At 69.0% G+C, this 20697-nt stretch carries 19 protein-coding genes; 6 read left to right on the top strand and 13 right to left on the bottom strand.

The genetic code is table 11. The features are described from left to right. Positions 1–222 precede the first annotated feature (222 nt). From uvrC to ACFDTC_RS13360, 6 genes are all read right to left on the bottom strand, one after another. Positions 223–2121 carry an excinuclease ABC subunit UvrC gene (uvrC, locus tag ACFDTC_RS13385; protein ID WP_375259384.1) on the bottom strand — a complete coding sequence of 633 codons (1899 nt, stop codon included), beginning with the start codon at positions 2119–2121 and terminating at the stop codon, positions 223–225. A gap of 283 nt (positions 2122–2404) precedes the next feature. Then, positions 2405–3193, bottom strand: a complete 789-nt coding sequence (locus tag ACFDTC_RS13380; protein ID WP_375259383.1) for an SDR family oxidoreductase — start codon at positions 3191–3193, stop codon at positions 2405–2407. An 11-nt stretch (positions 3194–3204) separates the two neighbouring features. Then, positions 3205–4146: a calcium/sodium antiporter gene (locus ACFDTC_RS13375; RefSeq protein WP_375259382.1), complete on the bottom strand. Its 942-nt coding sequence runs from the start codon at positions 4144–4146 to the stop codon at positions 3205–3207. A gap of 7 nt (positions 4147–4153) precedes the next feature. Further along, a complete protein-coding gene (locus ACFDTC_RS13370) occupies positions 4154–4315 on the bottom strand; it encodes a hypothetical protein (protein ID WP_375259381.1) in 162 nt (53 codons plus the stop codon). After that, on the bottom strand, positions 4316–5113 hold the full coding sequence (locus ACFDTC_RS13365) for a S49 family peptidase (RefSeq protein WP_375259380.1): 798 nt from the start codon (positions 5111–5113) through the stop codon (positions 4316–4318). Positions 5114–5236: 123 nt separating this feature from the next. After that, a complete protein-coding gene (locus tag ACFDTC_RS13360; RefSeq protein ID WP_375259379.1) occupies positions 5237–7459 on the bottom strand; it encodes a primosomal protein N' in 2223 nt (740 codons plus the stop codon). Between the two features lie 54 nt (positions 7460–7513). Here ACFDTC_RS13360 and fsa point away from each other — a divergent pair, with 54 nt between their 5' ends. After that, positions 7514–8167, top strand: coding sequence for a fructose-6-phosphate aldolase (gene fsa / locus ACFDTC_RS13355; protein WP_375259378.1), 654 nt, complete (start codon positions 7514–7516; stop codon positions 8165–8167). 99 nt (positions 8168–8266) lie between these two features. Here the strand turns inward: fsa and ACFDTC_RS13350 are convergent, their stop codons facing one another. Further along, positions 8267–9109, bottom strand: a complete 843-nt coding sequence (locus tag ACFDTC_RS13350; RefSeq protein WP_375259377.1) for a DUF6206 family protein — start codon at positions 9107–9109, stop codon at positions 8267–8269. Between the two features lie 23 nt (positions 9110–9132). After that, complete coding sequence (gene parA, locus ACFDTC_RS13345; protein ID WP_375259376.1) at positions 9133–9774, bottom strand: ParA family partition ATPase; 642 nt, start codon at positions 9772–9774, stop codon at positions 9133–9135. A gap of 121 nt (positions 9775–9895) precedes the next feature. Here parA and ACFDTC_RS13340 point away from each other — a divergent pair, with 121 nt between their 5' ends. Both ACFDTC_RS13340 and ACFDTC_RS13335 read left to right on the top strand, forming a co-directional pair. Further along, positions 9896–10567, top strand: a complete 672-nt coding sequence (locus tag ACFDTC_RS13340; RefSeq protein WP_375259375.1) for a hypothetical protein — start codon at positions 9896–9898, stop codon at positions 10565–10567. A gap of 38 nt (positions 10568–10605) precedes the next feature. Then, positions 10606–11103, top strand: coding sequence for a HugZ family protein (locus ACFDTC_RS13335; protein ID WP_375259374.1), 498 nt, complete (start codon positions 10606–10608; stop codon positions 11101–11103). 12 nt (positions 11104–11115) lie between these two features. Here the strand turns inward: ACFDTC_RS13335 and ACFDTC_RS13330 are convergent, their stop codons facing one another. The 3 genes from ACFDTC_RS13330 to ACFDTC_RS13320 form a co-directional block, all read right to left on the bottom strand. Beyond that, positions 11116–13407, bottom strand: coding sequence for a glycosyl hydrolase family 28-related protein (locus ACFDTC_RS13330; protein ID WP_375259373.1), 2292 nt, complete (start codon positions 13405–13407; stop codon positions 11116–11118). Positions 13408–13519: 112 nt separating this feature from the next. Beyond that, positions 13520–13936 (bottom strand): DUF4864 domain-containing protein, encoded by a 417-nt coding sequence (locus tag ACFDTC_RS13325; protein WP_375259372.1) that lies wholly within the window; start codon positions 13934–13936, stop codon positions 13520–13522. A gap of 73 nt (positions 13937–14009) precedes the next feature. Continuing rightward, a complete protein-coding gene (locus ACFDTC_RS13320) occupies positions 14010–15593 on the bottom strand; it encodes a lysine--tRNA ligase (protein WP_375259371.1) in 1584 nt (527 codons plus the stop codon). A 130-nt stretch (positions 15594–15723) separates the two neighbouring features. Here ACFDTC_RS13320 and ACFDTC_RS13315 point away from each other — a divergent pair, with 130 nt between their 5' ends. Continuing rightward, positions 15724–16146, top strand: coding sequence for a tellurite resistance TerB family protein (locus ACFDTC_RS13315; protein WP_375259370.1), 423 nt, complete (start codon positions 15724–15726; stop codon positions 16144–16146). A gap of 106 nt (positions 16147–16252) precedes the next feature. Here ACFDTC_RS13315 and dacB read toward each other — a convergent pair whose 3' ends face one another. Together dacB and ACFDTC_RS13305 are read right to left on the bottom strand one after the other, a co-directional pair. Beyond that, positions 16253–17740, bottom strand: coding sequence for a D-alanyl-D-alanine carboxypeptidase/D-alanyl-D-alanine-endopeptidase (gene dacB, locus ACFDTC_RS13310; RefSeq protein WP_375259369.1), 1488 nt, complete (start codon positions 17738–17740; stop codon positions 16253–16255). A 62-nt stretch (positions 17741–17802) separates the two neighbouring features. Next, on the bottom strand, positions 17803–18402 hold the full coding sequence (locus ACFDTC_RS13305; protein WP_375259368.1) for a nicotinate-nucleotide adenylyltransferase: 600 nt from the start codon (positions 18400–18402) through the stop codon (positions 17803–17805). A gap of 115 nt (positions 18403–18517) precedes the next feature. Between ACFDTC_RS13305 and ettA the strand changes: the two genes are divergently transcribed. Together ettA and ACFDTC_RS13295 are read left to right on the top strand one after the other, a co-directional pair. Next, on the top strand, positions 18518–20173 hold the full coding sequence (gene ettA / locus ACFDTC_RS13300; RefSeq protein ID WP_375259367.1) for an energy-dependent translational throttle protein EttA: 1656 nt from the start codon (positions 18518–18520) through the stop codon (positions 20171–20173). A gap of 60 nt (positions 20174–20233) precedes the next feature. Continuing rightward, the coding region (locus ACFDTC_RS13295; RefSeq protein ID WP_375259366.1) for a hypothetical protein at positions 20234–20697 on the top strand (464 nt) is incomplete at its 3' end.

The following is a 20697-nucleotide window of genomic DNA, read 5'->3' as shown; positions in this document are numbered from 1 at the left end:
GGCGCCAGAGGGGCGCAGCCCCTCGCCCCGAGGCCCGCGCCCAGGCGCGGGCCGAGAGCCATGCGCGCGCCGCAGGCGCGCCCCGCCCGCCAACCGGCAACACGCCCGCCGGCACCTTGCGCGATGCCCCTCCGCACCCCGAGCGTTAACGGATCCTGAATCCGTCTCTGCAAGCCCTTGATTTCGTTACGGCGCATTCCTGTCCCACCGTGGGACACCGGATCACCCCTTCTCGTGGAAGAAGGCGTAGATCCGTTCCGCCAGCGCCTCGCTGACCCCGTCCACGGCCCGCAGGTCCGCCAGGTTCGCCCGGCTCACCGCCTTGGCCGAGCCGAAATGCGCCAGCAGCGCCCGCTTGCGCGACGCCCCCACCCCGGGCACCTCGTCCAGCGGATTGGCCATCTGCGCCTTGGCCCGCTTGGCCCTGTGGGTCCCGATCGCGAAGCGGTGCGCCTCGTCCCGCAGCCGCTGGACGAAGTACAGCACCGGGTCGTTCCTCCGCAGCGCGAAGGGCCGCTGCCCGGGGCGGTGGAACTCCTCCTTGCCGTGGTCGCGGTCCACGCCCTTGGCCACGCCCACGAAGGGCACGTCCTCGACCCCGTGCTCGGCCATGATCTCGGCCACGGCACTGACCTGCCCCGCGCCGCCGTCGATCAGCATGAGGTCGGGCCACAGCCCCTTGTCGCGGTCCGGGTCCTCCTTCAGCAGGCGCTTGAGCCGGCGGCCCAGCACCTCCTTCATCATCCCGAAGTCGTCGCCCGGCACCAGCTCGTCTCCGCGGATGTTGAACTTGCGGTACTGGTTCTTCATGTAGCCGTCCGGCCCCGCGACGATCATCGCACCCACCGCGTTGGTGCCCTGGATGTGGCTGTTGTCGTAGACCTCGACCCGCGCCGGCGGCGCCTCCAGCCCGAAGGCCTCGGCCAGCCCGCGCAGCAGCTTTCCCTGCGCGGCACTCTCGGCCATCTTGCGGCCCAGGCTTTCGCGGGCGTTTCGTAGCGCGCCCTCGATCAGCTCGGCCTTCTCGCCGCGCCGGGGCACCGCGATCTCGACCTTGCGGCCCAGCTTCTCGGACAGCGCCTCGGCCATCAGGTCGGGGTTCTCCAGGTCGTGGCTCAGCAGGATGCGCCGCGCCGGGTCCTTCTGGTCGTAGAACTGGCCCAGGAACGCCTCGAGCACCTCGGCATGGTCCACGTCCTCGCCCACGCGGGGGTAGAAGTCCTGGTTGCCCCAGTTCTGGTTGGCGCGGATGAAGAAGACCTGCACGCAGGCCTGCCCGTGCTCGAGGTGCAGCGCGATCACGTCCGCCTCGGACACGCCCTGCGGGTTGATCCCCTGCGCCGACTGCACGTTGGTCAGCGCGCGGATCCGGTCGCGCAGGGCGGCGGCCCGCTCGAACTCCATCGCCTGCGACGCCTCGTCCATCTGGGCGGCCAGCTGTTCCTGGATGCGCGTCGACTTGCCCGACAGGAAGCGCTGCGCGTCCTGCACGCTCTGGGCATAGTCCGCCTCGGAGATCTTGCCGACGCAGGGCGCGCTGCAGCGCTTGATCTGGTGCAGCAGGCAGGGTCGCGTGCGCCCCTCGAACATCGAATCCGTGCAATTGCGCAGCAGGAACGCCTTCTGCAACTGGTTCAGCGTCCGGTTCACCGCGCCGGCGCTGGCGAAAGGGCCGAAATAGCTGCCCTCGTCCCGCTTCGAGCCGCGATGCTTGCGGATCTGGGGATACGCGTGCTTCGAGATCAGGATGTTCGGGAACGACTTGTCGTCGCGCAGCAGCACGTTGAACTTGGGCTTGAGCTGCTTGATCAGGTTCTGCTCGAGCAGCAGCGCCTCGGTCTCGGTCCGCGTGGTGAGGAACATCATCGACGCGGTGTCGGCGATCATCCGCGCGATCCGCCGCGAGTGCCCCGCCGGCCGGGCGTAGTTCGACACCCGCGCCCGCAGGTTGCGGGCCTTGCCGACGTAGAGCACGCGGCTCTGCGCATCCAGCATCCTGTAGACGCCGGGCGAATTGTCGAGCGTGCGCAGGTAGCCCTGGATCACCGCGTGCCCGGTCGGCACGGCCTTCGCGGGCGCCTCGGTCCGCTCGTCGCTGGTCTGCGTTTCGTTCTCTGCCATGTCAGGCCCGATTCCCGTTCTCCGCCGCCGGACGCCGCCCTTTTGCAAGCGTTAAGACATCCACGCAATCTGTGGACAAGTCTGTAGGCAAAATCAGGAGTTCCGCGATTTTGCCTTGTTCCACACGCCCTTCACCGAATTGCGTAAAATTTGAGCAGCAAGATAAACCCCCGAAAAACCGACCGTTTTTACCTGCTCCGGCGCAAACCGTTGAAAGCATTAAAGGATTTGTAACGCTTTCAAGACACCCGCGCACCGGGTGAACAAGTGGCGCCTCCGGCGCTCATTCCACGCCCAGCACGTCGGGCGTCCGCCAGCCCAGATGCTGCCCGCCATCGACGCACAAAAGCTGCCCCGTGACCGCCGGCGCGCCGAGGAAGTAGCCCAGTGCACCGGTGATGTCGCCGGCGTTCGCCCCCCGCCCCATCACCGTCGCGGCCCGCTGCGCGGCGAAGTGCCGGTCGGACTGGCGCGCGCCCTGAAGCGTCGGGCCGGGGCCGATCGCGTTCACGCGGACGCGCGGCGCCAGCGCCTGCGCGGCCGTCCGGGTCAGCGTCCACAGGCCCGCCTTGGCCAGAGTGTACGTCATGAATTCGGGCGTCAGCTTGCGCACCCGCTGGTCGATCATGTTGACCGCAAGACCGCGCGCCAGCGGCTCGCCCGCCTCGTCCTCGGCCGGGTCGGGCACCTGCGCGGCCAGCGCCTGGATCAGCACGAAGGGCGCGCGCAGGTTGCTTTCCATGTGCCGGTCCCAGCTGGCGCGGGTGGCGCTTTCGATCGTGTCGTATTCGAAGATCGAGGCGTTGTTGACCAGCGCCGTCACCGGCCCGCCCAGCGCCTCGGCCGCGCGCGGCAGCAGGCCCTTGGTGGCGTCCTCGTCCAGCAGGTCGGCCTGCAGCGCCACGGCGCGGCGGCCCAGTGCCTCGATCTCGCGCACGGTGTCGGCGGCGGCATCGGCCGAGCCTGCGTAGTGCACGGCCACGTCGTGTCCCCGCTGCGCCAGGTACAGCGCCATCGCGCGTCCCAGCCGCTTGCCCGCGCCGGTCACCAGCGCGCGTGGAATGTCCGTCATCGTCGTCCCCCTCAGGCGGTCAGCACGATGGCCACATAGCCCACGTAGGCCGCCGACAAGGCCACGCCCCAGCCCCGGCCGATGTCGCGACCAAGGTAGACGAACGGGATCAGCAGCAGCGAGGCCGCCAGCATCACCCACAGATCGAAGCGCAGGAAGGCCGGATCGACCGGGATCGGCGCCACGAGGGCCGCGATGCCGATGATGCCCAGCAGGTTGAACATGTTCGACCCGATCACGTTGCCGATCGCCACGTCCGCCTGCCGCCGGATCGCGGCCATGACGGTCGTCGCCAGCTCGGGCAGCGAGGTGCCCACGGCCACCAGCGTCAGGCCGATCACCGTGTCCGACAGGCCGAACATCTTCGCGATCACCGTGGCGCTGTCGATCAGCAGGTCGGCACCGATCGGCAGGCCGACGAGGCCCACGATCAGGTAGACGACGATCTTCCACCACGGCATGTCAGGGTCCGCGCCCTCGGGCTGCTCGAGCTCGGGGTTCGAGCGGCGATGCGCGCGCGCGTCGCGGAAGGCGACGACCAGCATCACCGTCAGCCCGGCCAGCAGGACCAGGCCCGCGATCCAGTCGAACACACCGCGGAACGCCAGCGCGATGAACAGCACGGATGCCGCCAGCATCTGCAGGTAGCTGGTCCGAGTATCGTGCGCCGAAGTGTGCATGACCGCGATCAGCGCGGGGATGCCCAGCACCAGCAGCACGTTGGCGGTGTTCGATCCCACCACGTTGCCGATCGCGATCCCCGGAACGCCGGCCAGCGCGGCCTTGACCGAGATCAGCAGCTCGGGCGCCGAGGTGCCGAAGGCGACGATGGTCAGGCTGACGATCAGCGCCGGCACGCCGAGGCGCAGGCTCATGTTGACCGCGCCCTTCACCAGCGCGTCGCCGGCCAAAAGAAGGATCACCAGCCCGAGGGCCGCGTACACGAAAACCATGGTATGCCTATCCTTTGGTGCAGGGACACGGGCCCTTGCCGATGCGGTAGCGCCCGCAGGACGTGCAGCGCGCGTCGCGCAGGCGCTTGGCGCCCGGCATGCGCAACCGTCCGAACATCGCCAGCACGGCCATGAAGACGAGGAACAGCGCGACGATCTTGACGATCATCTAAAGCCCGAACCGCGCGAACTGCGCGCGTTCCTCGATGTCGCCGATCACGCCGCCGGCCAGCGCCATCCCGAGGCGCGGCAGCAGCGGGCGCTTCTGCTCGTAGCGGCGCAGGCGTACCTTGTCGCCGAAGCGCGCCTTCATCTGCGGCACCAGGTGCCCGACGCCGTCGGCGAGCCCCTTCTCGACCGCGGCGCGGCCGACCCAGATCTCGCCGGTGAACAGCTCGGGGTCGTCGGCGAGCTTCGGACCGCGCCGCGCGCGCACGTGGTCGATGAAGCTGCCGTGGATCTGTTCCAGCAGGCGCTTCAGGCGGGCGACGTCCTCGTCCTTTTCGGGGCGGAACGGGTCCATCATGCTCTTGGACTTGCCGGCGGTGTGCACCCGCCGCTCGATCCCGTGCCGATCGAGGAAGACATGCGCGCCGAAGCCCGCCGAGATGACGCCGATCGAGCCCACGACCGAACTGTCGTCGACCCAGATCTCGTCGGCCGCCGCCGCCAGCCAGTAGCCGCCCGAGGCCGCCACGTCCTCGACGAAGGCGAAGACCGGCACCTCGTGCTCCTGCGCCAGCCGCCGGATGCGCGCCCCGATCAGCGAGGATTGCACCGGTGAGCCGCCGGGCGAGTTGATCTCGAGCGCGACCGCCGCGGGCTTGCCCCGCTTGAAGGCCTTCTCGAGCAGCGCCGCGGTCGAGCGGTCGGACATGCCGGTGCGGCCGGCCATGCCGATCGCGCCCTGAAGGCGCACCACGGCCACGGTGGGGCGCTTCCGCTTGAAGGGGTTCCATCCTGCCATGCCAAGCGATGTAGAGGGGTGCGCGGGATGAAACAAGGCACGCCGCGCAAACTCGCCCCGACGTCGGGCGGCCGCGTACCGCTTCGGTGGCGCAGAGGGCGCGCTCCGCCGGATCACGCCTGCTCAGAAGAAGCTTTGCGGGTCGATGTCGATGGCCAGGCGCAGATCGCCCTTCAGCCGCACCGGCGCCACCCATTCGGCCAGCGCCGATTGCAGCGCCACGCCCTTGGGCGCCTTGACCAGCAGCCGCACCCGGTGTCGCCCGCGCACCCGCGCGATGGGCGCCGGCGCCGGTCCGAAGACCTGTGCGCCGACCCGGCGCAGCGGCCCGTCGTTGCGCGCCAGCGCCATTCCCAGATCGAAGACCGGTGCCGCGTCCGGCCCCGACAGGATGATGCCCGCCAGGCGCCCGTAGGGCGGCATCCCGGTCGCACGCCGCTCGGCCGCCTCGGCGCGCCAGAACGCCTCTTCGTCGCCGCCGAGGATCGCGCGGATCACCGGGTGTTCCGGCTGGAACGTCTGCAGCAGCGCCAGCCCCGGCTTTTCCGCCCGGCCCGCGCGTCCCGCCACCTGCCGCATCAGCTGGAAGGTGCGCTCCGCCGCACGCAGGTCGGACCCCTGAAGCCCGAGGTCGGCGTCGATCACGCCCACCAGCGTCAGCAGCGGAAAGTTGTGCCCCTTGGCCACCAGCTGCGTGCCGATGATGATGTCAGCCCCGCCCGCGGCGATCGCCTCGATCTGCGCCTTCAGCTCGCGTGCCGTGCCGAACAGGTCCGAGGACAGCACCGCCACGCGCGCGTCGGGAAACAGCGCCGCGGCCTCCTCGGCCATGCGCTCGACGCCCGGGCCGACGGCGGCCAGCTTGTCCTCGACTTCGCACGACGGACATTTCGTCGGGACGGGCCGGCTTTCGCCGCATTGGTGGCAGACGAGGCGCTTGAGGAACCGGTGCTCGACCATCCGCGCATCGCAATGTTCGCAGGCGATCTGCTGCCCGCAGGCCCGGCACAGCGTCACCGGGGCATAGCCGCGGCGGTTGAGGAACAGCATCGCCTGTTCGCCCTTGCCCAGCCTGTCCTTCACCGCGCGCGCCAGCGCAGGCGAGATCCAGCGGTTCGACGGCAGGTCCTGGTCGCGCATGTCGATCGTGCGCATCTCGGGCAGGATCGCCGGCCCGAAGCGCGAGGTCAGGTCGAGCCGGTCGTACTTGCCCGCACCCGCATTGGCCCAGGTCTCGAGGCTGGGCGTGGCCGAGGCCAGCACCACCCGCGCGTCGAGGATCGAGGCGCGCAGCACCGCCATGTCCCGCGCGTTGTAGAGAACCCCGTCCTCCTGCTTGTACGAGGTGTCGTGTTCCTCGTCAACGACGACAAGGCCGAGGTCACGGAACGGCAGGAACAGCGCCGACCGCGCGCCGATCACCATCTGCGCCCTGCCCTCGGCCACCATGCGCCAGACGCGGCGGCGCTCGGTCATGGTCACGCCGGAATGCCACTCGGCCGGTTTCGCGCCGAAGCGCGCCTCGACCCGCGTCAGGAACTCGGCCGTCAGCGCGATCTCGGGCAGCAGGACCAGCGCCTGCCGGCCCTGCCGCAGACATTCGGCCACCGCCTCGAGGTAGACCTCGGTCTTGCCCGACCCGGTCACGCCCTTGAGCAGCGTTGTCCCGTAGCGCCCCGACCGCTGGCCCGCGCGCAGCGTCTCGGCGGCCGCGGCCTGGTCCTCGGTCAGCGGCTTGCCCGGCAGGTCGGGGTCGAGATGCGGAAACGGCGTGTCGCGCGGGCTTTCCTCCTCGAGGATGGCGCCGGTCTTGACCAGTCCCTTGACCACCTGCGGCGTCACCCCCGCCGCGTCGGCCAGCTCCTTCAGCGTCAGGGAGAGGCCGCCCATCTCCTCGGCGGCGTCCAGCACGCGGGCGCGGGCATCGGTCATGCGCGGCGGCTCGCCGTCGCCCCGGCGATAGACCTTGCGCATGGACGGCGGATCGCCCAAGCCCGGCGCGCGCGTCGCCAGCCGCAGCATCGCCGGCAGCGGCGTCAGGGTGTAGGCGGCGGCCTTCTCGATGAAGGCGCGCATCTCGTCGCGCATCGGCGGCGCGTCGAGAACGCGGATCACCGAGCGGACCTTCGACAGGTCGTAATCGCCCTGCCCCGGCCCCCAGATCACGCCGGCCACCTTGCGCGGGCCAAGCGGCACCTCGACGAAGGCCCCGGCCCAGGCGCCGCCCTCGGGGGCGCGGTAATCCAGCGGCTTGCCCAGGGGCTGCGTGGTCAGAACGCCCACCAGCGCGCCCTCGTCGTAGAAGGCGGGCGGTTCGGGAATGATGTCCGGGGTTTCGGGTGGCATGAAACCGGGTTAAAGCGCTGGGTGTCAGAGGCCAAGCCATCAACGGAGCCCCCAATGAAATTCTTCGTCGACACCGCCGACATCGACGCCATCCGCGAGTTGCACGCGCTTGGCATGGTGGACGGCGTCACCACGAACCCGTCGCTGATCCTGAAATCGGGCCGCGACATCCACGAGGTGACCAAGGAGATCTGCGACCTGGTCGACGGTCCCGTCTCGGCCGAGGTGATCGCGCTCGACTACGACTCGATGGTCCGCGAAGGCAGCAAGCTGGCCGAGATCGCCGACAACATCGCGATCAAGGTGCCGCTGACCTGGGACGGCCTGAAGGCGTGCAAGCACTTCACCGACCAGGGCCAGATGGTCAACGTCACGCTGTGCTTCTCGGCCAACCAGGCGCTGCTGGCCGCCAAGGCGGGGGCGACGTTCATCTCTCCCTTCATCGGGCGGCTGGACGACCTGAACCTGGACGGGATGGACCTGATCGCCGACATCCGCCAGATCTACGACAATTACGGGTTCGAGACGCAGATCCTCGCCGCGTCGATCCGCAACGCCAACCACATGAGCGACGCCGCCAAGATCGGCGCCGACGTGGCCACGGCGCCCCCGGCGGTGATCCACGCGATGGCGAACCACGTGCTGACCGACAAGGGCCTCGACGCCTTCGTCGCCGACGCCAAGAAGGCCGGCATCAAGATCGTCTGAGCCGCGCCAGCGCGACCGGGTTCGGGGGCTCTGCCCCCGGCCCGTGCCGGGCCTCCACCGGGATATTTCCAGAGAGAAGAAGACAGGCGGCCGGCCGTCTCAGACGTTGGGCTCGCCCTGCAGGCCCAGCAGCTTGCGGAAGCCGGTCCAGTAGCCCGGCAGACGTGGCGGCGCCTGCAGCCCGGCCAGCGCCTCGTCCGCCCAGGGCGCCATCTCGGTCTGGGCGAAGCCGCGGCCCCAATCCAGATAATCCTGCGCGTGTTCCGGGCGCAGCCGGCAGGCCGAGCCCACGAGGCCGACCAGCGTCTCGGGCGGCGAATACCATTCGTCCTGGATGCCGGTCACGCGCGTTTGCATCAGCGGGCCGACCATCCGCATCAACCGCTTGTCGCTGAACTGCAGCAGCATGCGGCCCATTTCCTCGCGCGTGTAATGGATCAGCGGCGGGAACGTGTCGAAGAACACCGCCTCTTCGCCGCGGATGGCGAAATTGCGGATCGAGGGGTGGAAGCCTATGCGCTCGTCGCGCGCCTCGGCCCAGTGCCAGAAGCGGGCGATCACCAGCCCTGCCGCCTGCATCATCGCCAGCGTCTCGGCCTTCGTGCCGGCCTGCATGCGCGGGCGCATCAGGCTTTCGGCGGGCAGCGCCTGCTGCACTATCACCGGCACGCGGTGGCCGCCCATGTCGAGCAGGTGGAACTCGGTCCCCGGCATCGGCACGTCGGCGGCCAGAAGGGCCGCGACGTAATCCTCGTGGCAGCGCGCCAGCCGGTCCAGCGCCGCGCCGTCGGCGAGCCCGCGATAGACCTTGATCACCTTGTCGGCGAACGGACCCTCTGCGGGGCGGAACGGCGCGCAGAAATAGCCCAGCTTCGACACGGTCTGCCCACGGCTCGCGGCGTCGCGGCGAATGAGGTCTGTCAGCGCGGAAAGGTCGGTCATGGGCAGGCTCCTTCGCCGCCTCCCTAGCGCGGCGGCAGCGCCTTGGCCACCTCTGCCGCGAGCGCCTCGAGTTCCGCGCGCGCCGGGCCCTTCGGCATCTCGTTCGCGCCGCGCCCGAGGCCCAGCGCCTCGGCGTAGACCACCCGCGACGCCAGCGCCGCCTGCGCCACGATCGCGTCGAGCTTGGCCGCCGCCTCGGCCACCTGCGCGCCCAGCCGCGTGTTGGGACGGCCGCGGTTCAGCACCACGAGCGCGGGCTTGCCCTCGCGCGCGGCGAGGTCGAGCACCGATTCCGTCGCCCACAGATCCACGTGGCTGACCGCCACCGGCACGATCACCAGGTCGGCCACCCGCAGCGCCGGGCGCAGGTCGCTGTCGGCCTTGGGGGGCGTGTCGATGATCACCACGTCGTGGTTGCCGGCCAGCTTGCGCACCTCGTAGCTGACGCCCCAGGCGGACGAGGTGGCGAATTCCAGCCCCTCGCACAGCGCCGGATCGCTTTCCAGCCGCGTCATGAACCAGCGCCCCAGGCTGCCCTGCGGGTCGAGGTCGACCAGCGCGACGCGCTTGCCCTGCGCGCGCAGCGTGATGGCGAGGTTGGCAACGACGGTGGTCTTGCCGCTGCCGCCCTTCTGCTGGGCGACGGTGATCACCTGCCCGGTCATGACGTGCTCCTGTCCCTTTGACCGCGATCCTGCACCCGCAGCATGGCGAAATCCAGCCCGTGCGGGCGTTAACCGCGCCTTAACCACGATCGACCGAGTTTCGGTGCCGAAGGGGGTCGCGATGCGCCTGATGGTCTTGCTGACATGGGCGATGCTTGCGGGCCTCGCGGCCGGGGCCGCGCAGGCCGGCGCCTGGCCGCGCGAGAAGGGCAGCCTCTTCGCCACGGCGACCGTCCGTCTGTCCTGGCCGCAGGACATCGCCACCTGGACCAGCACCGAGCCCACACAGGTCTACCGCACGATCTACGTCGAATACGGCATGTCCGAAGACCTGACGCTGGGGATCGACCTGGGCCGGGCGGTGTCGGGCGCCAACAAGACGATCCTCTTCGCACAATACCCGCTGCGCCGGGACGGGCGCGGCCCCGCCGTGTCCGGGCAGCTAGGCTTCGGCCGCATCGCGGGGGCGCAGATCGTCCGGCCGGGCCTGTCGGTTGGCTGGGGGCTGCCGCGCGGCTGGCTGTCGCTGGACGGCGTGGCCGAGATCGGGCTGCGGGACGGCGCGACCGACTACAAGCTCGACATGACCTGGGGCTGGAACGTTTACCGCGACAGCAAGCTGATCGTGCAGATCCAGACCGGCGACACGCAGGCCGACCCGCCCTTCGCGCGGCTGGCGCCGTCGATCGTGGTGCCGATCAACCGGCGGCTGCAACTGGAAAGCGGCGTCTCCTGGGGCCTTCGCGGCGACACCGCCATGGGCGTCACCCTCGGCCTGTGGTCCGAGTTCTGAGCGCTTGCGCCAACGGCCCGCGCGGCTAGGCTGCGCGCATGACCGACCCGATCCGCCCCACCGACGACGAGGCCCGCGCGCTGGCGCGGTCGCTGATCCTGAACGCCCGCTTCGCCGCGCTCGGCGTGATCGAGCCCGCCACCGGCGCGCCCATGGTCACCCGCATTGGCATCGCGCCCGATGCGAACGGGATGCCGATGGCGCTGGTCTCGGATCTCAGCCAGCACACCCGCGCGCTCAAGGCGAACGTCGCGTGCTCGCTGCTGGTCGGAGAGCCGGGGGCCAGGGGCGATCCGCTGACCCATCCGCGCCTGACGCTCCAGGGACGCGCCGCGTTCGTGCGCCACGGCGACGCCGAACACGAAAGGCTGGCGGCGCAATACCTGCACCACCAGCCCAAGGCCAAGCTCTATATCGGCTTCGCCGACTTCTCGCTGCTGCGCGTGACCGCCGAGGCCGCGTATCTCAACGGCGGCTTCGGCAAGGCCTTCGTCCTGACGCCCGCGGACCTTGGCGCTCCGCCGGCCGTGGCCTGATCCGGCCCCCCGTCAGACGTCCATCCGCACCTTCACCGTCACCTCGCCCCGCACCGCCTCGGGCCAGGTCAGCTGCACCGCGTTCTGCGCCGCGCCGATCCGCGCGCTGGTATAGGGCATGTGGTGCCGCACCGCGTTCGAGCCGGTGCGCGTCGCGCCGCGCGTGACGATGCTTTCCACGTCCATCGCGTAGCCGTCGAAGGGCAGCGCCGCCCCGGTGCCCACCTGCCAGACCGCCGCCGCGCTGTTCTGCGCGTGCTGCACCACCAGCGGGTTGGCCGACGGGATGTGCACGTTGTGGTAGGTGTTGCCGCTGAAATGCACGCTGCGCATGCTTTGCAGCTCGAGCGGGGCAAAGGACGTGTCGGCCCGCTCGGCTCGGTCGATGACGACGCCCGAGGACCGGAACGTGTTGTTCGCCACCGTCATCCCGTAGATCCGGTGCCCCGAGCCGTAGGGCTTGATCACGATGAACGAGAACCACGTCGGCACGTCCGAACACAGCATCACGTTGTTGGTGATCGACAGCCCGGCGAAGCCCCAGCCGCCGGTGAAGTCCGGATCGGGCTCGCGCTCGTTTGTCCACTCGATGAAGCAGTTGTCGACGTAGTTGCCGGTGATCTGCGTATTGCAGGCGCGAAGGCACAGCACGATGCCGGCGCTGCGCAGCCCGCTCTGCGCCGGGTCGCCCTGGAAGAAGTGGTTGCCCGAGACGATGTTGTGCGCGCCGCTGATCACCGCGAAGTGGCGGAACTGGCTGGCGCGGTTGTTGCGGATCTTCACGTCGTTGGCGTTCACGTTGAAGCCGATCGTGTAGCGGTCCTGCGTCAGCTTGTCGGGCTCCCAGCTGACGAACTGGTTGTGGTCGATCAGCAGCCCCTGGCACCCCTCGCCGTGCGAGCTGATGCCGCGATGGCCGGGACGGTTGAACACGCAGTTGCGGATCACGTTGACCACGCCCGACGGCGGCAGCAGCACGCCCGAGGCGACCTCGGAACACTGGAACTCGACGTCGTCGATCTCGAACTTGTCCAGCCGGTCGAAGCCGCTGAGGTCCAGCAGGTACTTGAAGCGGGTGAAGGTGTAGACCTGTGTGCCCTGCGCGTCCGACAGCGGCTGCGACAGGGTCAGCTCGCGCGCGCCCACGTTGACCGAACGCACGTAGACCTCGCGCCCGACGCCGGCGCCCTCGACCAGGCTGCCGACGGGGATGTTGGCGATGTTGGTCACGTTGGTCAGCCGCCAGCGATTCGACGCGGCATAGCTGGCCTGGCTGGTGACCACGGTCGGGTTCCAGGCCGCGCTGCTCTCGGCGCGCAGCTGACCGTTGCGCAGCACGCGTCGCTGGGCATAGCTCGACCGGTTGGGCACCGCGGCGCGCAGGTCGATCGGCTCGAACAGCGACACGCGGCGCCCGCCCATGTCCAGGCTCTCGTGGTCGGCGTTGTTCATCAGCGCCTGCAGCGCCTTCTTCAGCGCCAGCGATTCGTCGCCGCCGAAGGCGTCGATATAGGCCGGCAGGTCGAAATCCTTGGTCAGCGACAGGATCGCCGCGTCGGGCATGGTCACGCGGCCCTCGAACCGGATGCGGCTGTCGATGGTGACCGATTGCGCCAGCCGGTAGGTCCCCTTGGACACCAGCACGCGCCGGCCGCTCGCCGCCTGATCGGCGGCCTCGAAGGCGGCGCTGTCGTCCGTCGTGCCGTCGCCGAGCGCGCCGAAATCGCGCACGTCGACCCAGTCCATCATCTCGCGGTGGAAGACGGCCGTGACATCTTCGATCCGGATGTCGTCGACGCGCACCACGCCGCCGTTCGGCCCCGTCAGGTCGAACCCGAAATGCCCGTAGATCGCCTGCGGCCCCCAGACCAGGTCGACGCCCCGGCGCGCGCCGGCGCCGACGATGGCGCTGACCTCGAAGACTTGGCCGTAGCGCGTGATCGCCACCGGCTGCGCCGCCCAGGCCACGCCGTTGACGGTGGTACCGGCGGCGCTGCCCGGCCGGCCGGCGATGGCGATGCTGGGCAACGCACCGGCGATCGCCTTGATCCGCACGGTGACGCGCAGGTAGGTCCCCGGCGGGATCGGCGTCTGCCCCATGAAGCGCAGCCGCTGCGTCTGCTCGGTCTTCTGGATCTCGAGGCAGCCGCCGAAATCCGCGTCGGCCGGCACGAAGGCCGCGCCGGCGAAATACGCGTAGGTGTCCGATCCCGGAGAGCCGTCCGTGCGCGACCACTGGTTCAGCGTCGTGCTCGAAAACGCGGGCGGCATGAAGACCAGACCCTCGGTGACTGCCTTGTTCATCGCTATCCCTTTCGTGCCCTGGGGCACCGGGCCCCGCTTGACGGAAGGGAAGTAACGATCTCGGCTTAACGCGCCCTGCGCCCACCGCACGCCGGGTGTTGCGCGCGGGCCCTCAGGCGTTGAGGCCGGGCGCCTCGACGATGCGGACGCCCGCGATACGCCAGCCGGCGTCGGTCTGGGTCATGCGGTATTCCAGCCAGTGCTCGACGCCCGCGCCATCGGTCACGATCACCGTCTGCGCCAGCCCGCCGGGCATGTCGACCAGGTCGCCGAAGCGCAGGTCTTCGGGGCGCCAGACCATGGGATAGCCGTTGCGCACCATCGCGCCGAAGTTCTGCGGCGTGCCGAACATCCCCTGGATCGACGGCGCGGCATAGCCGAACGCCTCGTCCAGGTCGTCGCGCAGGAAGGCGTCGATCTGGCTCTGGATGGTGGTCTCGATCCCAGGCTCGGGCGGCAGCACCTCCTGCGCGGGCGCGGCCCCCGCCAGCGCCACCGCCGCGACCAGTCCCAGAAGCATCCGTCTCATGCGTGTCTCTCCCGCTTTGCCCAAAGGTAAACCGGAAGAGACACGCGTCAAAAAGGTGCCGGGTTTCAGGCCCTCACGCCGAGGCGAGCCGCCCTTCCAGCGCCACCTCGATCAGCGACGCGGTCTCGGCCACGCCGTAGAGCGCGATGAACCCGCCGAAACGCGGTCCCTGGCTCTGGCCCAGAAGCACCTCGTAGAGCGTCTTGAACCAGTCGCGCAGCGGCTCGTAACCGTGCTCCTTGCCCACCGCGAAGACCAGCGTCTGCAGCGTCTCGTCGTCCTGCGGGCCGTCATGGGTGCGCAGCCGCGCGGCCAGGTCCGACAGCGCCGCGCGCTCGGCCTCGGTCGGGGCGCGGTAGACCTTCGACGGCTTCACGAAGTCCTCGTAGTACTTCACCGCGAAGCCCGCCGCCTGGTCGAGGTCGGGATGCGTCTCGGGCGAGGCGTCGGGCGCGTAGCGGCGGATGAAGCCCCACAGCGCGTCCTTGTCCTCGGCACCGGCCGCCGAGGCGAGGTTCAGCAGCATCGAGAACGGCACCACCATGCGGCTTTCGGGCGGGTTGCCGCTATGGATGTGCCAGACCGGGTTGTTCACCCGCGCGGCCATGTCCTGGCCCGCATAGGCGCGCAACTGCTGGTGGTACTCGTCCACCGCCTTGGGGATCACGTCCCAGCTGAGGCGCTTGGCGGTGCGCGGTTTGAGGAACATGTAGTAGCCCAGCGATTCCGTCGAGGCGTAGGTCAGCCACTCGTCGATGGTCAGGCCGTTGCCCTTGGACTTGCTGATCTTCTCGCCGTTCTCGTCGAGGAACAGCTCGTAGGTGAAATGCTCGGGCGGGCGCACGCCCAGCGCCTTGCAGATGCCGTCGTAGATCGGCGTGTTGGTGCTGTGGTCCTTGCCGTACATCTCGAAATCGACGCCGAGCGCCGCCCAGCGCGCGCCGAAATCGGGCTTCCACTGCAGCTTCACGTTGCCGCCGGTCACGGGCAGCGTCCATTCGCGGCCGTCCTCGTCGTCGAAGGTGATCTCGCCCTTCTTCGCATCCACGTGCTTCATCGGGACGTACAGCACGCGGCCGGTCTCGGGGTGGATCGGCAGGAAGATCGAATAGGTCTGGCGCCGCTCGTCGCGCAACGACTTCAGCATGATCTCCATCAGCGCGTCGTAGCGTTCGGCCGCGCGCAGCAGGATCTCGTCGAACTGGCCGGTGCGGTAGAACTCGGTCGCGCTGATGAACTCGTACTCGAACCCGAACGTGTCGAGGAAGCGCCGCAGCATGGCGTTGTTGTGGTGGCCAAAGCTGTCATGCGTGCCGAACGGGTCCGGCACGCTGGTCAGCGGCTTCTGCAAGTGCGTGCGCAGCATGTCCGGGTCGGGCACGTTCTCGGGCACCTTGCGCATCCCGTCCAGATCGTCCGAGAAGCAGATCAGCCGCGTCGGGATGTCGCTGATCGTCTCGAAGGCGCGGCGGATCATCGTCGTGCGCGCCACCTCGCCGAAGGTGCCGATATGCGGCAGCCCCGACGGGCCGTAGCCGGTCTCGAACAGCACGTAGCCCTTCTCGGGCGGCGCCTTTTCATAGCGTTTCAGGATCCGGCGCGCTTCTTCGAAGGGCCATGCCTTGGCATTCATGCCTGCGTCGCGCAGTTCGGACATTCCTGTCACTCCTGTTTCGGGATCCCGGGGTCGGGCTCAGGCGCGCTTCCTATTGCCGCGCAGGTTCCGCGTCAATAAACAGCGGGTAACGGACCGGCCCTGCCGGACGGCAGGCAAGCAAGGGATCGCCATGTTGGACCTCGAAGACCCGCTCAGCCCGCAGGATTGCCTCGTGGCGCTGATGATCGTCGCCTCGGCCTCGGACGAGACCATGCGCACGACCGAACTGCTCAAGATCGACACCGCCGTGCGCACGCTGCCGATCTTCGGCGCGTACGACCCCGACCGGGTGCGCGCGGTCTCGACCCTGGTCATGCAGCTTCTCGCGCGCGAGGACGGGCTGGACGAGCTCTTCGACATCCTGCGCCGCGACCTGCCCCAGCGCCTGTTCGAGACCGCCTACGCGCTGGCTTGCGACGTGGCCGCCGCCGACGGCACGCTGGCCGATGCCGAGCTGCGCCTGCTCGAGGAAATCCGGTACGAGCTCGACCTCGACCGGCTGCACGCCGCGGCGATCGAGCGTGGGGCGCGCGCCCGGCACATGCACGGCTGAGGCGCGCGGCCGAAGGGGGGTCCGGGGGCTCTGCCCCCGCCGCGGCTGCGCCGCGACTCCCCCGGGATATTTCAGGACCAAAGAAGCGCGGAGCGTGCGGCGCACCTTACGCGTAGAGCGCGCTCCAGCGTTCGATCAGCGCCTGCTGCAGCCACTTGGCGCGCCGGTTCCAGGCGCGGCCGCCGTCGGGACGTTCCAGTTCCTCGCGGCTGAGCGTGGCGCGGTGGTCGAGATCGGCCACGAAGATCGCGAAGACAAGCTCCCTGCCGTCCTTCGGCGCGGCGTAGCCCGCCAGCCCGCTGACGAAGTTGAGCGTGCCGGTCTTGGCCTTGACCACGATCGGGTGGCTGGGCATCGGGCGGCCGGCCTCGTCGCGCAGGGTGAATTCCTTCAGCAGCGGCTGGACGACCGCGTCGGCGTGCAGCGCCTGCAGCGCGGTCATCATGTCGCTGGCCGAGATCCGGCTGTCGTCGCCCAGCCCCGAATGGTCGACCATCGCGATCGTGCGCAGCCCGAAGCGGTCGCGCGCCCAGACGTTCATCGCCTGCGCCGAGGCGCGCAGGCTTTCCGGCGCGTGGCCGGTCATCTCCTTGGTCGCCGCCATGCCCACCAGCTCGGCCGTGAGGTTGGTGGACCATTCCAGCATGTCGTCCAGGATCGAACGCAGCGGCGCGCTGTCATGCGCGGCCAGCAGCACGCCGGCGGGCGCCTCGGCGACCGGTTCGGGTGCGGGCAGCGTCAGGCCCGCATCCTTGGCGACGGCCTGGAAAGCCTCGCCGGCATAGATGTCGGGGCGCCGCACCGGCAGCCAGCGGCTGCCGCCGTCGCCAAGCGCGCCGCGCGCGACGGTCCATTCGTCGCGGCCCTGCGCGTCCGAGTAGGTGTAGACCGGCCCCGCGCGGTCCGCGGCGCTGATCGTCGCCACCTGGACCGCGGGGCGGTAATTGGCCGAATGCGCGCCGAGGCTCAGATCGTAGCCACCGCCGGCGCGCTTCCATTCGAAATGCACGCGGTTGTAGTTCAGGTTCAGCCCCGACACCGACGGATTGTAGGCCAGGTGTTCCGGCTGAACCGGGTCGATCGCGCGTTCCGTCGGCAGCGCGCCGCCCCAGACCAGGAAGCGCCCCGACACGCCCGTGATCCCCTGCCCGGCCAGGGTCTTGGCCAGCGCGCCCAGCGCATCGGTGTCCAGCGTCGGATCGCCGCCGCCGGCCAGCACCAGGTCGCCGTCGACGACGCCGTCGCGCACCGGCCCGGTGGCGACGACGCGCGTGACGAAGCGGTGATCCGGGCCGAGATGTTCCAGCGCGTAGGCCGCCGTCATCGCCTTGGCCACGCTTGCCGGCGCCAGCGCCAGCGCGCCGTTGTACGCCTCGAGCAGCCGGCCGCTTTCGGCGTCGGCCACGGCGCAGCTGACCTGCCCGGTCAGGCCCGCGCGTTCGATCAGCGCGTCGACGCTGGGCGGCGGCGGGGGCGGGACCGATCCGGGGCGCGGCACCGGGCGCACGGAATCCGAGGGGGCGGCGGCCCGCGCCGCGAACGGGGCCGAGGCCAGCGCGGCGACGAAGGCCCGGCGAGAGATGTGGCGTGTCATGCCCGCGATCTAATCCCACCGGCGGAGGTTCGACAACAGGGTCTCGGTAAAGTGACGCGGCGCTAGCCGCCGTTCCGTGCTGCGCGGATCTCGGACGACGAGAGGCGCACCATCGGCACCGGCACGTAGCACCACGCCGGCGGCGCCTGCAGCGGCAGCAACCGCGCCTCGCGCACCGGCAGCCGCGCGCCGCGGAAGATCCGTGCCGCGGGCGCCCGGCCGGCCACCAGACCGTGCCCCGGCCGCGCCAGCACGCCCACCGGCATCGTCCGCAGGATCGTCCGCCAGCGCCCCCAGCGGTGCAGCTGCGCCAGGTTGTCCGCCCCCATCAGCCACACGAACCGCACGCCCGGATGCAGCGCCACCAGCCGCGTCAGCGTGTCCGCCGTCAGCCGCGTGCCCAGCCGCGCCTCGATCCCGCTGATTAGGATCGCCGGGTGATCCGCCAGCGCGCGCGCCTGCGCCAGCCGCACCTCCAGCGGCGCCGGCGGGTTCTCCTTCAGCGGGTTGCCCGGGCTCGCCAGCAGCACCACCCGGTCCAGCCCGAACCGCTTCAGCGCCTCGCGCGCGATATGCACGTGCCCCGCATGGGCCGGATCGAACGACCCGCCCAGCAGACCCACGCGCATCCCCGCGCGCAATTCCCTCATCGGCTCGTCCATCGCGTCCCCCCACCGCCCCGATACCCCGCGCCCCGGCGCCACCGCAAGGTGATTGCCCCGCGCCCGCCCCTTCGGTATCAGTCGCCGCAACCCCGACACGCAGGAGTCCGAAGGCATGGCATCGTACAAGTTCGTCTACCACATGGATGGCGTCTCCAAGACCTACCCCGGTGGCAAGAAGGTGTTCGAGGACGTCCGCCTGAACTTCCTCCCCGGCGTCAAGATCGGCGTCGTCGGCGTCAACGGCGCCGGTAAATCCTCGCTGATGCGGATCATGGCCGGCATCGACAAGGACTTCCAGGGCGAGGCCTGGGCGGCGGAAGGCGCGCGCATCGGCTACCTCAGCCAGGAGCCGCAGCTCGACGCCTCCAAGACCGTGCGCGAGAACGTGATGGAGGGCGTGGCCGCCAAGAAGGCCAAGCTCGACCGCTTCAACGAGCTCGCCATGAACTATTCCGACGAGACCGCCGACGAGATGGCGCAGCTCCAGGACGAGATCGATTCGCAGAACCTGTGGGACCTCGACAGCCAGATCGACGTCGCGATGGAGGCGCTGCGCTGCCCGCCCGACGACGCCGACGTCACCACCCTGTCGGGCGGCGAGATCCGCCGCGTCGCGCTGTGCAAGCTGCTGCTCGACGCGCCCGACATGCTGCTGCTGGACGAACCGACCAACCACCTCGACGCCGAGACCATCGCCTGGCTGCAGAACCACCTGATCGAGTACAAGGGCACGATCCTGATCATCACCCACGACCGGTACTTCCTCGACGACATCACCGGCTGGATCCTCGAACTCGACCGTGGCCGCGGCATCCCCTACGAGGGCAACTATTCCGCCTGGCTGGAACAGAAGGCCAAGCGCCTCGAACAGGAAGCGCGCGAGGACAAGGCCAAGCAGAAGACGCTGGAACGCGAACTTGAATGGATGCGCCAGGGCGCCAAGGCCCGTCAGGCCAAATCCAAGGCCCGGATCCAGAACTACAACGAGCTCGCCAACCAGACCGAGCGCGAGAAGCTCGCCCGCGCGCAGATCATCATCCCCAACGGCCAGCGCCTCGGCAACAAGGTGATCGAGGTCGAGAACCTCGCCAAGCACATGGGCGACAAGCAGCTGATCGAGGACCTGTCCTTCAGCCTGCCCCCCGGCGGCATCGTCGGCGTGATCGGCCCCAACGGCGCCGGCAAGTCGACGCTGTTCAAGATGCTGACCGGCAAGGAGAATCCCGACGCCGGCACGATCGAGTACGGCGACACGGTCGACCTGTCCTACGTCGACCAGTCGCGCGACGATCTGAACCCCGACGCCAACGTCTGGGAGGCGATCACCGGCGGCGCCGAGATCATCAAGCTCGGCGATGCCGAGATGAACAGCCGCGCCTATTGCTCGGCCTTCAACTTCAAGGGCGGCGACCAGCAGAAGAAGGTGGGCCTGCTGTCGGGGGGCGAGCGCAACCGCGTCCACATGGCCCGCCTGCTGAAATCCGGCGGCAACGTGATCCTGCTCGACGAACCGACCAACGACCTCGACGTGGAAACCCTCCGCGCTTTGGAGGACGCCCTCGTCGACTTCGCCGGCTGCGCCGTCGTCATCTCGCACGACCGCTTCTTCCTCGACCGCATCTGCACGCACATCCTCGCCTTCGAGGGCGAGGCCCACGTGGAATGGTTCGAGGGCGGATTCTCGGACTACGAGGAAGACAAGAAGCGCCGGCTGGGGCCGGATGCGGTCGAGCCGAAGCGGGTGAAGTTCAAGAAGTTTGCGCGGTAAAAGGACGGCAGAAGGTCCGGAGGGATAGCATTTAGCTAATTAGAACTTGGGAGCGATTTCGTGAATGATGCCACAGAAAAGCATACGGAGAAAGTTTTCTGCAATCGCTGCAAAGGCCGTACTAACCACTTTGTAAGGACGGAACACTCTCTTGAAGATCGCGACGAGCGGTTGGGCACCTCCCTTTCCTCTCGCTATTGGGTCGTTGAATGCTGCGGTTGCGAAAATGTGGCTTTCGTGAAAAAGACGCATTTCTCAGAGAACGTGGATACTCTCGAAGATGCTAAAAGCGGCAGACCTTATCAAGAAGCTATTTGGGATGAAGAAATTTATCCACCAGCCACCTACCGTACATCTCCGACATGGCTTGATGACTTACCTGATGCAACACTTCGGCAGATATCGGACGAGATCTATAAGTCACTTCTAACCGGGTCTCATTTTCTCGCAGCATTTGGATCCAGAACTTTAGGCTCAGGATGCATTGATTGTCGCTGCGCTGCGTGGTTCACGGCTCGGAAAAC

It is taken from the genome of Citreimonas sp. (assembly GCF_042096055.1).
Classification (GTDB): Bacteria; Pseudomonadota; Alphaproteobacteria; order Rhodobacterales; family Rhodobacteraceae; genus Citreimonas.
The sequence above is the reverse complement of the archived record's forward strand: the minus strand, read 5'-3'. Positions and strand labels throughout refer to the sequence as shown.